12 protein-coding genes and 1 pseudogene are annotated in these 12,196 nt (G+C 68.4%); 7 read left to right on the top strand and 6 right to left on the bottom strand.

Features of this window, described 5'->3' with window-relative positions; translation table 11 throughout:
- Nucleotides 1-9: 9 nt before the first annotated feature.
- Together VEC04_RS06020 and VEC04_RS06025 are read right to left on the bottom strand one after the other, a co-directional pair.
- Nucleotides 10-1,215, bottom strand: a complete 1,206-nt coding sequence (locus tag VEC04_RS06020; protein ID WP_324774830.1) for an acetyl-CoA C-acetyltransferase — start codon at nt 1,213-1,215, stop codon at nt 10-12.
- A 54-nt stretch (nt 1,216-1,269) separates the two neighbouring features.
- Complete coding sequence (locus tag VEC04_RS06025) at nt 1,270-1,698, bottom strand: VOC family protein (RefSeq protein ID WP_324774832.1); 429 nt, start codon at nt 1,696-1,698, stop codon at nt 1,270-1,272.
- A gap of 160 nt (nt 1,699-1,858) precedes the next feature.
- Between VEC04_RS06025 and VEC04_RS06030 the strand changes: the two genes are divergently transcribed.
- Together VEC04_RS06030 and VEC04_RS06035 are read left to right on the top strand one after the other, a co-directional pair.
- Nucleotides 1,859-2,416 (top strand): hemerythrin domain-containing protein, encoded by a 558-nt coding sequence (locus tag VEC04_RS06030; RefSeq protein WP_324774834.1) that lies wholly within the window; start codon nt 1,859-1,861, stop codon nt 2,414-2,416.
- A gap of 88 nt (nt 2,417-2,504) precedes the next feature.
- Nucleotides 2,505-3,005, top strand: coding sequence for a CAP domain-containing protein (locus VEC04_RS06035; protein WP_324774836.1), 501 nt, complete (start codon nt 2,505-2,507; stop codon nt 3,003-3,005).
- Between the two features lie 3 nt (nt 3,006-3,008).
- Here the strand turns inward: VEC04_RS06035 and VEC04_RS06040 are convergent, their stop codons facing one another.
- Complete coding sequence (locus VEC04_RS06040; protein ID WP_324774838.1) at nt 3,009-4,025, bottom strand: KpsF/GutQ family sugar-phosphate isomerase; 1,017 nt, start codon at nt 4,023-4,025, stop codon at nt 3,009-3,011.
- 106 nt (nt 4,026-4,131) lie between these two features.
- On the opposite strand from VEC04_RS06040, the gene otsB reads away from it, so the two are divergent.
- Genes otsB through VEC04_RS06055 form a run of 3 tightly spaced genes read left to right on the top strand, consistent with a single transcriptional unit; the run spans nt 4,132 to nt 8,181 of the window.
- Nucleotides 4,132-4,920: a trehalose-phosphatase gene (gene otsB, locus VEC04_RS06045; RefSeq protein ID WP_324774840.1), complete on the top strand. Its 789-nt coding sequence runs from the start codon at nt 4,132-4,134 to the stop codon at nt 4,918-4,920.
- Entirely contained in the window at nt 4,917-6,701 is a 1,785-nt protein-coding gene (locus VEC04_RS06050) for a glycoside hydrolase family 15 protein (RefSeq protein ID WP_324774842.1), read from the top strand. Before otsB ends, VEC04_RS06050 begins: the two co-directional genes overlap by 4 nt.
- A gap of 55 nt (nt 6,702-6,756) precedes the next feature.
- Complete coding sequence (locus tag VEC04_RS06055) at nt 6,757-8,181, top strand: alpha,alpha-trehalose-phosphate synthase (UDP-forming) (RefSeq protein WP_324774844.1); 1,425 nt, start codon at nt 6,757-6,759, stop codon at nt 8,179-8,181.
- A gap of 13 nt (nt 8,182-8,194) precedes the next feature.
- Here VEC04_RS06055 and VEC04_RS06060 read toward each other — a convergent pair whose 3' ends face one another.
- Nucleotides 8,195-8,806: a glutathione S-transferase family protein gene (locus tag VEC04_RS06060; protein ID WP_324774846.1), complete on the bottom strand. Its 612-nt coding sequence runs from the start codon at nt 8,804-8,806 to the stop codon at nt 8,195-8,197.
- Between the two features lie 103 nt (nt 8,807-8,909).
- On the opposite strand from VEC04_RS06060, the gene VEC04_RS06065 reads away from it, so the two are divergent.
- Nucleotides 8,910-9,641, top strand: coding sequence for a YafY family protein (locus tag VEC04_RS06065; protein WP_324774848.1), 732 nt, complete (start codon nt 8,910-8,912; stop codon nt 9,639-9,641).
- Here VEC04_RS06065 and VEC04_RS06070 read toward each other — a convergent pair.
- Both VEC04_RS06070 and VEC04_RS06075 read right to left on the bottom strand, forming a co-directional pair.
- Nucleotides 9,635-10,837, bottom strand: a complete 1,203-nt coding sequence (locus tag VEC04_RS06070) for an acetyl-CoA C-acyltransferase (protein WP_324774850.1) — start codon at nt 10,835-10,837, stop codon at nt 9,635-9,637. The genes VEC04_RS06065 and VEC04_RS06070 overlap by 7 nt on opposite strands.
- Nucleotides 10,838-10,897: 60 nt before the next feature.
- The gene (locus tag VEC04_RS06075; RefSeq protein ID WP_324774852.1) at nt 10,898-11,806 is read right to left on the bottom strand and encodes an SDR family NAD(P)-dependent oxidoreductase; all 909 of its coding nucleotides are present in this window, start codon (nt 11,804-11,806) and stop codon (nt 10,898-10,900) included.
- 198 nt (nt 11,807-12,004) lie between these two features.
- Between VEC04_RS06075 and VEC04_RS06080 the strand changes: the two are divergent.
- Nucleotides 12,005-12,196 (top strand): annotated as a pseudogene (locus tag VEC04_RS06080) (cell envelope biogenesis protein OmpA); the annotation flags it as partial.

Consider the following 12,196-nt stretch of genomic DNA (forward strand, 5'->3'; position numbering starts at 1 on the left):
CAGCTCCGATCAGACGCGTTCGATGACGGTGGCGGTGCCCATGCCGCCGCCGATGCATAGGGTGATGAGAGCGGTGGACTTGCCGGAGCGCTCGAGCTCGTCGAGGACGACGCCGGTGATCATGGCGCCGGTGGCGCCGAGCGGGTGGCCCATGGCGATGGCGCCGCCGCAGACGTTGATCCTGTCATGGTCGATGTCGAGCGCCTGCATGTAGCGCAGGACGACGGCGGCGAAGGCCTCGTTGAGCTCCCACAGATCGATGTCGGCCGTGGTCATGCCCAGCTTGCCGAGCAGCTTGTTGGTCACGAACTCGGGGCCGGTGAGCATGATCGAGGGCTCCGAGCCGATCGAAGCGGCGCCCACGATGCGGGCGCGGGGCTTCAGGCCCAACGCCTTGCCGGCTTCCAGCGAACCGATCAGCACGCCGGCAGAACCGTCGACGATGCCCGACGAGTTGCCCGGCGTGTGGACGTGGTTGACCCGCTCGACCTCGGGGTAGCGCTGGTTGATCACGCTGTCGAAGGCCATCTCGCCCATCATGGCGAAGGACGGGTTCAGGGCGCCGAGCGTCTGCATGTTAGTGCCGGGGCGGATGGTCTCGTCGCGGTCCAGCTGGACGAGGCCGAGCTGGTTCTTGACCGGGACCACCGATTTCGAAAAGCGGCCCTCTTCCCAGCTGCGGGCTGAGCGCTTGTGGCTTTCGACGGAGTAGGCGTCGACATCGTCGCGGCTGAAGCCCCATTTGGTGGCGATCATGTCGGCCGAGACACCCTGCGGCACGAAATAGGTCGGGAAGGCGGAGGACGGGTCGACCGGCCAGGCGCCGCCGTCCGAACCCATCGGCACCCGGCTCATCACCTCGACGCCGCCGCCGACGGCGAAGTCCGCCTCGCCCGCCTTCACCTTGGCGGCGGCCATGTTCACGGCCTCGAGACCGGAAGCGCAGAAGCGGTTGATCTGGACGCCGGCGGTGGTCTGGGCCCAGCCGGCCGACAACACGGCGGTGCGGGCGATATCGGCGCCGAGTTCGCCCACCGGGGTGACGCAGCCGAGAATGACGTCGTCGACTTTCGAGGTGTCGAGGTCGTTGCGGTCGCGCAGCGCCTCAAGCACCTGGGTGGCCAGGCTGAGCCCGGTGATCTCGTGGAGCGAACCGTCCTTCTTGCCCTTGCCGCGCGGCGTGCGGACCGCGTCGTAGATATAGGCGTCGGCCATGGGTGCGTCTCCAATAAGGACGGATTCGAAGCGTTGGGGTCAGAAAACCTACGTTTACGTCAACGTCAAGTTTTTTCGCTCCCGTGGAACGGGTTGGTCAGGCCGGACGTGGCAGACAGCCTCGATGTTGAAGCCGTCCGGATCGAGCACGAAGGCGGCGTAGTAGGTCGGGCCATAGCGCTCGCGGACGCCGGGCCGGCCATTGTCCCTTCCGCCGGCCGCGAGGGCGGCGGCGTGGAAGGCGCCCACCTGGGCGCGGGTCTGGGCGCGGAAGGCGACGTGGTTGCCGGGTCCTGGGCTCTTGTCCTTCGCGATAACGAAATCGGGCTCGTCGCCGACACCGAACATGACGACGGTGGGACGCTCGCCCGGCTCCGGCGGGACTTGCTGCACGATCCGGTAGCCCAGCGGCGCGAGCGCCTCCGCGTAGAAGGATCGGGAGCGGACGACATCCGAGACGTCGAGGCCGATGTGATCGATCATGTCGCACTCCGCAGGGACTGTGCTCCGGTGAACGCCGGCCAGGCACGGTGGATCAACGGCCCGGGAGAGAACGACTCTCAGGTCGGCCTGTGTCGGGAACGCGACGCCGCCGAGCGTCTTACGTCGCCAGACGCACAACCCGCGTCAGGAGAAGCACCCCATGGCCCAGAGCTACGAAGAGATGGACGCGATCGCCATGCTGAAGGCCGACCACCGCAAGGTGGAGGAGCTGTTCGCGAAGTTCGAGGAGACCAACGGCAAGGCGACCAAGCAGCGGCTGGCGGAGCAGATCTGCCTCGAACTGAAGGTGCACACGGCGATCGAGGAGGAAATCTTCTATCCGGCCTGCCGCGGGAGGGTCGAGGACGACCTCGTCAACGAAGCCTACGTCGAGCACGACAGCGCCAAGCTGCTCATCAACGAGATTGAGGCCGGCGGTCCGGAAGAGGATTTCTACGACGCCAAGGTCAAGGTGCTGTCCGAGATGATCGAACACCACGTCGAGGAGGAGGAGAAGCGCTCCGAGGGCATGTTCAGCCAGGCCCGCGCCGCCGGCCTCGACATGGACCTGCTGGCCGACCAGATGCGGGCCCGCAAGGCGACTGCGATGGAGGAATTCCAGGCCGGCAAGCCCGCGGAGACGCGGACGCTGGAGGGGGACGACGTCGAAAGCGCCCTCGCCGACCAGCCATTTGGCGACGGGGCCAGCCTGCGCTGAGCCGGACAATGCCGATGCTGCGTTCCGCCGCCTGCGCCGCCGCTGCAGGATCGATAGCGGCCGCCTGCGCCTCGCCACCGCCCGGCGCATGCGGCCGCCGCCTCCGGCGCGGGACATCCTGCCGATCGAGGCCCCGCGCGACAGTCGCCCCTCCGACTCCGTCGAGGCCCGGCTGCTGGCCGCGCACAACGCCGAGCGCGACCGCGCGGGCGTCCCGCCGCTGCGCTGGGCGGAGAACCTCGAAACGGAGGCGCGAGGCTGGGCGCGGGAGTTGATCGGCACCAATCGCTTCACCCACGACCCGACCCGTCACGGTCACGGCGAGAACCTGTGGACCGGCTGGGGCGGCCGCGTCTGGACGCCGGAGGAGATGGTCGGCGAATGGATCGCGGAGAAGGCGAATTATCGTCACGGCGTGTTCCCGAATGTCAGCCGGACCGGGAACTGGAGCGACGTCGGCCACTATACCCAGCTGGTCTGGCGCGACACGACCCACGTCGGCTGCGCGGTCGAGACGCGGGGCGATCGCTCGGTGCTGGCCTGCCGCTACGCGCCGCCGGGCAACATCGACGGGCGGATGGCCTGGTGAGTCTCAGCTGACGTAGCCGGCCTGCATAAGTTCGGCGATGTGGATGATGGCCACGGGCCGCTCATCCTCCACCACCAGCAGGGTGGCGATCTTGTTCTGGGTCATCAGGTCAATGGCGTCGCTCATGCGCGCGTCGGGGCCGATGACCTTGGGACGCGGACTCATGACGTCGGCGGCGGTCAGGCCGGCGAGTTCCCCGCGGGAGAAGGCGCGGCGCACGTCGCCGTCGGTGACGATCCCGCCCAGGGTTCCGTCACCGTTGAGCACCGCAACGGCGCCCTTGCGGCCTTCGGTTATCGCGGAGACCACTTCGGCGAAGGTCGCCGACAGCGGCACTGTGGCGGGCGCCGGCGGGCGGTCGCCCATCCAGTCCCGGACGCTCTGCAGGCTCATGCCGAGCTTGCCGCCCGGATGATGAAGGCCAAAGTCTTCGGCGGTGAAACCGCGGCGGTCCATCAGCACCATGGCCAGCGCGTCGCCCATGGCCAGGGTCATCAGCGTCGAGGTGGTCGGCGCCAATCCGTTGGGGCAGGCCTCGGCCACCTGCGGCAGTGTCAGGCAGACGGCGGACGAGCGGCCGAGGAAGCTGTTCGGGCGCTGCGTAATGCCGATCACCGGAATGCCCTCGCGCTGGCAGTAGATCAGCGGATCGCGTAGCTCGCGGCTCTCGCCCGAATTCGAGATGGCAAGCAGGGTGACATCCTTGCGCAGCATGCCGAGGTCGCCGTGGCTCATCTCGGCGGGGTGCACGAAGAAGGCATTCGTCCCGGTCGACGCAAGGGTGGCGGCGATCTTGCCACCGATGTGGCCAGACTTGCCCATGCCGGTGACCACGAGATAGCCGGGCCGGGACAGGATGATCTCGCAGGCGCGGGCGAGGCTGTCGTCGAGACCGGCCTCCAGCGCCTGCAGCGCCTCGACGTTCAGCCGGATGACCTCGCGGGCACGCGCCGTCGTCGCGGCAGGATCGGCGGACAGGACTGGTCTTGCAGCGTCGCTCATCCCCGCGATGTGGCGCATCGGGCCGAGATTCACAATCTCCACAACCGCCGTCGGAGATTGCTGCAATGCGAGAAATTGCCGCCCAAGGGTCAACCTTCGCCGCACGACTGCGTTAGAAGGGGCCATGCGGATTTCACACCTGATCGCCGACGGCGCGCCTGCGCCGCTCGAGACCGCCACGCATCTGCCGCCGCCGCCGACCCGCCTGCCCCGCCCGGCCCTGTTCCTCGACATGGACGGCGTGCTGGCCCCCCTGGCCGAAACTCCGGACGCGGTCGTGCCCCACCCGGAGCGGACGGCGGCGCTGCGAGCCTTGGCCGACCGCCTTCACGGGCGGGTCGCCATCATCAGCGGCCGGACCATCGCCGAAATCGACCGCATCGCTGAGGCCGCCTCCGCCTCGGCCTCCGGCGTGCACGGGCTGGAACGCCGCCGCGCCGATGGCTCGTTGGACAGGATCGAAGCCTCACCGGCGGTTCGGGACGCCGTCGCAGCCTTCGAGGCGTTCGCGCGCACCCGGCCAGGCGTCATCGTCGAGGACAAGGCGGTGTCGGCCGGGCTGCACTATCGCGGGGCCCCGGCGGAAGCGGACGCCGCCTTGGCGCTGGCGCGGGCGCTGTCCGACCGGACCGGGCTGACGCTGCAGGCCGGCAATCTCGTCGTTGAGCTGAAGACCCCCGGAACCAGCAAGGGAACCGCGCTGAACGCCTTCATGCTGGAGCCTCCGTTCGCCGGAGCCGTTCCGGTCATGCTGGGCGACGATCTGACGGACGAGGACGGCTTCCGCGCCGCGGAGGCCCTCGGAGGCTTCGGCGTGCTGGTCGGGCCGCCCCGCGAGACCGCCGCCCGCTACGGCCTGCCCGGCGTGGGCGCCGTTCTGAAGTGGCTGAACGCCGTCGAGGAGTGCGCATGACCCCGAACCTGGACCTCGCCCCGATCGGCAACTGTTCAATCAGCGCCCTGATCGACCGCAACGGGCGCTATGTCTGGGCCTGCGCGCCGAGAGTAGACGGCGATCCGGTCTTTTCAGCCCTGATGGACGGCTACGATCCGGATCACGGCTTCTGGGACATCGAGCTGGAAGGGCTGAAGCACGTCAGCCAGGGCTACATCCGCAACACGCCGGTGCTTCGGACGGTGATGACCGCGGAGAACGGCGCTTCGATTGAGGTCATCGACTTCGCGCCCCGCCACCCCAAACACAGCCGCACCTATCGTCCGCTGGCCTTCGCCCGGGTCGTACGGCCGCTGGAAGGTTCGCCGCGCATCAAGGTCCGGCTGCGTCCCTCGGCGGACTGGGGCGCGCGGCCGGCCGAGCGGACCAGCGGCTCCAACCACATCCGCTATCTGTGCACCGACGTGACCTTCCGCCTGACCACCGACTGCCCGGTGTCGCACATCCTCAACGAGCGGATCTTCCGTCTGGAGCGCCCGCACGCCTTCTTCCTCGGTCCGGACGAGGGGTACGACCAGGACGTCGGCCCCGGGGTCGCGGCCGCGCTCGACCGGACGGTGGCCTACTGGCAGGACTGGGTCCGCACCCTCTACCTGCCGCTGGACTGGCAGGAGGCGGTGATCCGCGCCGCCATCACGCTGAAGCTGTGCGCCTATGAGGAGACCGGCGCGATCGTAGCCGCGCTGACGACCTCGGTGCCCGAGTTCCCGGAGAGCGGCCGCAACTGGGACTACCGCTACTGCTGGATCCGCGACGCCTACTATGTGGTGCGGGCGCTGAACCGGCTGGGCGCGGTCGATATCCTCGAGAACTATCTCGGCTACCTGAGAAATCTGGTCGACAACTCGGCCGGCGGTCACGTCCAGCCGGTCTATGGCGTGGGGCTCGAGCCCGGCATCGGCGAGCGGATCGTCGAGACCGTCGAGGGTTATCGCGGCATGAAGCCCGTGCGTATCGGCAACCAGGCGCACGAGCATCTGCAGCACGACGTCTACGGCCAGATCGTCCTGCCGCTGGTGCAGACCTTCTATGATCAGCGGCTGCTCCGGCCCGGCACAATCGAGGACTTCCACGCGCTGGAAAAAGTTGGCGAACGCGCCTTCGCCATGCATGACCAGGTCGACGCGGGCCTGTGGGAGTTTCGCACCATCGCGCGGGTGCACACCTATTCGTCGGTCATGTGCTGGGCGGCCTGCGACCGCCTCGCCAAGGCGGCGGATCATCTCGGCCTGCACCAAAGGGGCGAGATCTGGCGGGAACGGGCCCGGATCATCCGTAACCGGATTGAGACCGAGGCCTTCGTGCCGGACGAAGGACGGTTCGCCGCCAGCTTTGGCAACCGCGAACTGGACGCGTCGCTGCTGCAGCTCACCGATCTGGGATTCCTGGATCCGCTGGACCCGCGGCAGGTGAAGACCTTCGAGGCCATCGAGCGGGACCTGAAGAAGGGGCCCTATCTGTTCCGCTACATTGAGGCTGACGATTTCGGGGAGCCCGAGACGGCGTTCAACTTCTGCACCTTCTGGTTCATCGAGGCCCTGCACCTGAACGGCCGCACCGAGGAGGCGCGGGAAATCTTCGCGGAGATGCTCAACCGGCGGACGCACGCCGGCCTGCTGTCGGAGGACATATCGCTGGGGGACAACGAACTATGGGGCAACTACCCACAGACCTATTCGCTGGTCGGCATGATCAACTGCGCCGTCCTGCTGAGCCGTTCGTGGACGGACGCGAGATGATTTCGCTCAAAAGAATGCGTCGGGACCTCGGACCGGCCGGAGGCGTTTCAACGCCATGAGCCGTTTGATCGTTGTTTCCAATCGTGTTTCCGCGCCGAAGGACCCGGCGGCCGGTTCGGCGGGCGGACTCGCGATGGCGCTGTCCGCGGCGCTCCGGAAATACGACGGCCTGTGGTTCGGCTGGTCGGGCGAAACGGTGGACTCCTTCAAGCCGGAGGCCAAGATCGAGGACCGGGCGGGCGTGACCGTCGCGCTTGTCGACCTCGAGGCGCAGGACGTCGAGGAATATTACAACGGCTACGCCAACAGGACGCTGTGGCCGCTGTTTCACCACCGCGTCGACCTGACCGCCTACGAACGATCCTATGGCGAGGGCTATGAGCGCACCAACGCCCGCTTCGCCGAGGTGCTGGCGCCCTTGCTCCAGAACGACGACCTGATCTGGATCCACGACTACCACATGATCCCGCTGGCCCGCGACCTGCGCAGGCTGGGGGTGAAGAACCGCATCGGCTTCTTCCTGCACACGCCATGGCCGGCGAGGCAGTTGCTCGTCACCCTGCCGCACCACCGGCGGCTGGTGGAGTCGATGTTCGACTACGACCTCATCGGCTTCCAGACCCGGGAGTGGCTGGACCTGTTCCGGGACTACGTCGCCTCGGAGCCGAACGTCCACGGCCGGCTGCTGCCCAACGACGCGCTGGAGGCCTTTGGCAAGACCGTCCAGACCGGGGTCTTCCCGATCGGCATCGATGTCGAAGCCTTCCTGGCCGCGCGCAACTCGACCTTCGGCGCGCGCACCTACGACCGTATGGCCGCCTCGTCGGCCTTCCGCTCGATGATCGTCGGCGTGGACCGGCTGGACTATTCGAAGGGGCTGGAAGAGCGCCTGCTGGGTTATGAGCAGTTCCTCGCCGACAATCCGGACATGCGCGGCGAGGTCTTCCTGCTGCAGGTGACCCCGATCAGCCGCGACGAGGTCGACACCTATCAGGATATCCGCGCCCGTCTCGACGCACTGGCCGGGCGGGTCAACGGTGAATACGCCGACATGGACTGGCAGCCGGTCCGCTATCTGAACCGCACCTACCGCCGCGACCAGTTGGCCGGAATCTATCGCGCCGCCAGGGTCGGGCTGGTGACGCCGCTTCGCGACGGCATGAACCTGGTCGCCAAGGAGTATGTGGCGGCCCAGAATCCCGAAGACCCGGGCGTGCTGGTGCTGTCGCGCTTCGCCGGAGCGGCCGAGCAGATGGGCGAGGCCCTGCTGGTCAATCCGTTCAGCCGCGAGGAGCTGTCGGACGCCATCAAGCGGGCCCTGACCATGCCGCTGTCCGAGCGCAAGCGGAAGTGGGAGTGTCTGATGCAGGTGGTGCGCGACACCGACGTGGGCCAGTGGCGCAACGACTTCGTGGCCACGCTGCGGGCGGTTGAGAGGCCCGCGGACGGCGACACCGACGCCGCCGTCCACGCGGCCTGACGGCACGCCGGGCTCAGGCGACCTGGGCCAGCACCGGGGGCGTTCCGTCCTTCGCCGTGGCCATGGCGTTGGCCGGGCGTTCGAGCACCCGCTCCAGATAGTCGTCCAGCGCCGCGCTCGCCGGGGCGAACTCCCGTCCCCAGGCCAGGGCGCTGCCGACCATGACGTCCACGGCGGTGAACCGCTGTCCCATCAGATATGGCCCGCGATCCAGCGCGTCGAACAGGCGGGCGATGACCGCATCGTAGCGAGCCTGCGCCTTCGCATCGGTTTCAGTCGCGCCGCTGATCTTCGACCAGAAGGCCGGCTCCATCTCGCCTGCGGTCCAAGCCAGCCAGGTGAGAAAGGCGCCGCGCTCCGGCGAGCCGGCCGGCGCGCCGAGTCCCGCTTCGGGGAACAGGTCGGTCAGGTAGAGCGCCACCGCGAGGGATTCCGTCACCAGCACATCGTCGTGCAGCAGGGCCGGCACCTTGCCGTCCGGATGCGGATTGCGCGGATCACGGGCGCCGGAGCCGTCCATGCGGGCGATGTCACAGTAGCAGATGTCGTAGCCGGTCCCGATCTCCTCGAGCAGCCAGACCAGCCGCGACGACCGGGACCATGGGGCGTGGAACAGGGTCAGCATCGTCAATCTCCAGGCAAGTGGACGGCCCCTCGCCGTCGATTGGATTGACTACTGCCACCCTGCTGCCACCATGCTGTCAGCAGGCGTACACAAGACTGGCGGAATGAGACGCGCAGACCGGCTATTCCAGATCATCCAGGTGCTGAGGCGGTCGTCGAAGCCGCTGACGGCCGACGCCATCGCCGCCGAACTGGAGACCTCGAAGCGCACCATCTACCGCGATATCGCCACCCTGATGGGCCAGCGCGTGCCGATCCGGGGCGAGGCGGGACTGGGCTATGTGCTGGAGGGCGGCTTCGACCTGCCGCCGCTGATGTTGACCTCCGACGAGATCGAGGCGGCGGTGCTGGGCGCGCAATGGGTGGCGGGGCGCGCCGATCCCGCCCTGGCCCGCGCGGCCCGCGATCTGGTCGCCAAGATCGCCGCCACCGTGCCGGAGCGGCTGCGTCCGGTGGTGCTGGAGCCGGCGGTGGCCAGCCCGCCGGTGTGGGAGCCGCGCAAGGACGAGGCGCTGGACATGGCGCGCCTGCGGGCGTCGATCCACGCCGGGCGCAAGCTGACCCTGCACTACCGCGACGAGCAGGAGCGCGAGACCCGGCGTACTATCTGGCCCTTCCTGATCGGCTACCGCGAGACCACGCGGCTGCTGGTCGGCTGGTGCGAGATGCGCGGCGACTTCCGCACCTTCCGCACCGACCGGATCGTCGATGCGGAATTTCTCGAGGATCGCTATCCCGCGCGGCCGGCCGTGCTGCGCGCCCGCTGGCAGGCGGCCAAAGAAGCCGAGTGGAAAGCGCGCGGCTGCGACGGCCCGCCTCCGCCGCGGCCTCAATAGATCTCGATCAGTCCCGCGGCCCCCATCCCTCCACCGACGCACATGGTGACGACGCCGTATTTCGCGCCGCGCCGCCTGCCCTCGATCAGGACGTGGCCGGTCATCCGCGCGCCCGACATGCCGTACGGGTGGCCGATCGGGATGGCCCCGCCGGAGACGTTGAGCCGGTCCTCCGGAATGCCGAGCCGGTCCCGGCAGTAGATCACCTGCACCGCGAAAGCCTCGTTCAGCTCCCAGATGCCGATGTCGTCGACGGTCAGGCCGTGCCGCTCCAGCAGGCGGGGCACGGCGAAGACCGGGCCGATGCCCATTTCGTCCGGCTCGCAGCCCGCCACGGCCATGCCGCGGAAGGCGCCCAGCGGCTGGAGTCCGCGGCGTTCGGCCTCCTTCGCCTCCATGATCACGCTGGCCGAGGCGCCGTCCGACAGCTGGGAGGCGTTGCCGGCGGTAATGGACCGGCCTTCCCTGATCTTCTCGCCGCCACCGAACACCGGCTTCAGGGAGGACAGGCCTTCGAGGGTGGTGTCGGCGCGATTGCCCTCGTCCTTCGAAAGAGTGACCTCTTTCGCCGATGCCTGCCCGGTGGCCTTGTCGACGACCTGCATGGTCGTGGTCATCGGCACGATCTCGGCGTCGAACCGGCCCTCGGCCTGGGCGGCGGCGGTGCGCTGCTGGGATCGCAGGGCATATTCGTCCTGGGCCTCGCGGCCGATCCCATAGCGCGCGGCCACCACCTCCGCCGTCTCCAGCATCGACATATAGATGTGCGGCACGCGCTGGATCAGGGCGGGGTCGCGCAGCCGGTGCAGGTTCATGTTCTGGTTCTGCACCAGCGAGATCGACTCCAGTCCGCCGCCGACGGCGACCACCTGTCCGTCATGGGTCACCTGTTTCGCCGCCGTGGCGATAGCCATCAGGCCGGAGGCGCACTGCCGGTCCAGGCTCATGCCCGCCGTGGTCACCCGCAGGCCCGCCGCCAGCGCCGACTGGCGGCCGATATTGGTGCCGGTCGAGCCCTGCTGCAGGGCGGCGCCCATGACGACGTCCTCGATTTCGGCGGGATCGACGCCCGACCGCTCGACGGCGTGCCGGATGGCGTGGCCGCCCAGCTGCTGGGCCTGGGTGTCGTTGAACGCCCCGCGATAGGCTCGCCCGATGGGGGTTCGGGCGGTCGAGACGATGACGGCTTCACGCATGGGAGTTCTCCAGATATTCGGAGGCAGGTTAGCCGCCTGCCGCCACGTCAACGCAAGGCGTCAGCCCTTCCGGGCCGCCTGGGCCTTGGTCAGCTCGGTGAATCCCTGGGCCGCGCCCATTTCCGGCACGATCTCGCCCGTGCGGTCCGAGATTTCGCCGAAGCGGGCCGCCACCTGTTCGGGGGCATCCTCGCCGGCGATCCAGGCGCCCTGTGTCAGCGTCACATAGGCGCGCTCGAAACCGCCTGCGCCCGCGGCGAGGATGCAGCGGCTCGGCGCGTCCTCGCTGACCAGATACAGCAGACCCGGGGTCACCATGTCCGGCCCCAGAAGGTCCAGCGGCAGGCGCGCGCCCAGATCTTCCGTCATGCGCGTGTGCGCCGTCGGAGCGAGACAGTTGATCCGGATGTCGTTCTTCGCCCCCTCGATCGAGAGCGTCTGCATCAGGCCGACGAGGGCCATCTTGGCCGCGCCGTAGTTCGACTGGCCGAAATTGCCGTAGAGGCCGGAGGACGAGGTGGTCATCACGATGCGGCCGTAGTTCGCCTCGCGCATGATGTCCCAGACCGCCTTGGTGCAGTTGACCGCGCCCATCAGGTGGACATCGACGACGAAGCGGAAATCCTCCAGCTCCATCTTGGCGAAGGTCTTGTCGCGCAGGACGCCGGCGTTGTTGACGAGGATGTCGACCCGGCCCCACTTCGCCATGGCGGCGCCGACCATCGCCTGCACCGCGGCGGCGTCCGTGACGGAAGCGGCGTTGGCCATGGCCTCCCCGCCGGCGGCTTCGATCTCCGCCACCACGGATTCGGCGGCGGTCGTTGAGCTCCCGGATCCGTCGCGGGCCCCGCCGAGATCGTTGACCACGACCCTGGCGCCGCGCCGGGCCAGGGCCAGCGCATGCTCGCGCCCCAGCCCGCCGCCGGCCCCCGTCACGATCGCCACCCGGCCGTCGAACCTCATCGCCATGCGTCTGCTCCGTTGATTTGTCGGGACTCCTAGCAGGCGTCCCGGCCTGAGACAGCCCCGCCCGAATGTGTTGAAACGGCGCCACAGTCGCCGCATTCCGAGCGAAATCAAGGAACCGGAACCGTACATTGCCGTTCGGCTCCGGAGCGCCCCGTGTAAAGCGTGGGCATTCGGGCAACCTTGAGTGTGAGGGATATCATGAAGGTGAAGCTATTAGCCGGCGTCGCGATGGCGGGGCTGTTCGCAGCCGGCGCTGCGGCGGCCGATCCGAACGGATGGTACGGCGCGATTGACGTCGGCTACCACATGCCGGAGGCCGACACCTCCTATGGCATCGAGATGGAGGTCGACGACGACTGGGCCGGTTTCGCCCGTCTCGGCTACCGGTTC

The organism is Brevundimonas sp. (genome assembly GCF_035626535.1).
Taxonomy (GTDB): Bacteria; Pseudomonadota; Alphaproteobacteria; order Caulobacterales; family Caulobacteraceae; genus Brevundimonas.

Bases quoted from the DNA above. Each gene is read 5' to 3' on its own strand.
- VEC04_RS06070 (WP_324774850.1), bottom strand. From the start codon at position 10,837: ATGCGTGAAGCCGTCATCGTCTCGACCGCCCGAACCCCCATCGGGCGA.
- VEC04_RS06025 (WP_324774832.1), bottom strand. From the start codon at position 1,698: ATGATCGATCACATCGGCCTCGACGTCTCGGATGTCGTCCGCTCCCGA.
- VEC04_RS06020 (WP_324774830.1), bottom strand. From the start codon at position 1,215: ATGGCCGACGCCTATATCTACGACGCGGTCCGCACGCCGCGCGGCAAG.
- VEC04_RS06050 (WP_324774842.1), top strand. From the start codon at position 4,917: ATGACCCCGAACCTGGACCTCGCCCCGATCGGCAACTGTTCAATCAGC.
- VEC04_RS06055 (WP_324774844.1), top strand. From the start codon at position 6,757: ATGAGCCGTTTGATCGTTGTTTCCAATCGTGTTTCCGCGCCGAAGGAC.
- VEC04_RS06035 (WP_324774836.1), top strand. From the start codon at position 2,505: ATGCGGCCGCCGCCTCCGGCGCGGGACATCCTGCCGATCGAGGCCCCG.
- VEC04_RS06040 (WP_324774838.1), bottom strand. From the start codon at position 4,025: ATGCGCCACATCGCGGGGATGAGCGACGCTGCAAGACCAGTCCTGTCC.
- VEC04_RS06030 (WP_324774834.1), top strand. From the start codon at position 1,859: ATGGCCCAGAGCTACGAAGAGATGGACGCGATCGCCATGCTGAAGGCC.
- VEC04_RS06065 (WP_324774848.1), top strand. From the start codon at position 8,910: ATGAGACGCGCAGACCGGCTATTCCAGATCATCCAGGTGCTGAGGCGG.
- otsB (WP_324774840.1), top strand. From the start codon at position 4,132: ATGCGGATTTCACACCTGATCGCCGACGGCGCGCCTGCGCCGCTCGAG.
- VEC04_RS06075 (WP_324774852.1), bottom strand. From the start codon at position 11,806: ATGGCGATGAGGTTCGACGGCCGGGTGGCGATCGTGACGGGGGCCGGC.
- VEC04_RS06060 (WP_324774846.1), bottom strand. From the start codon at position 8,806: ATGCTGACCCTGTTCCACGCCCCATGGTCCCGGTCGTCGCGGCTGGTC.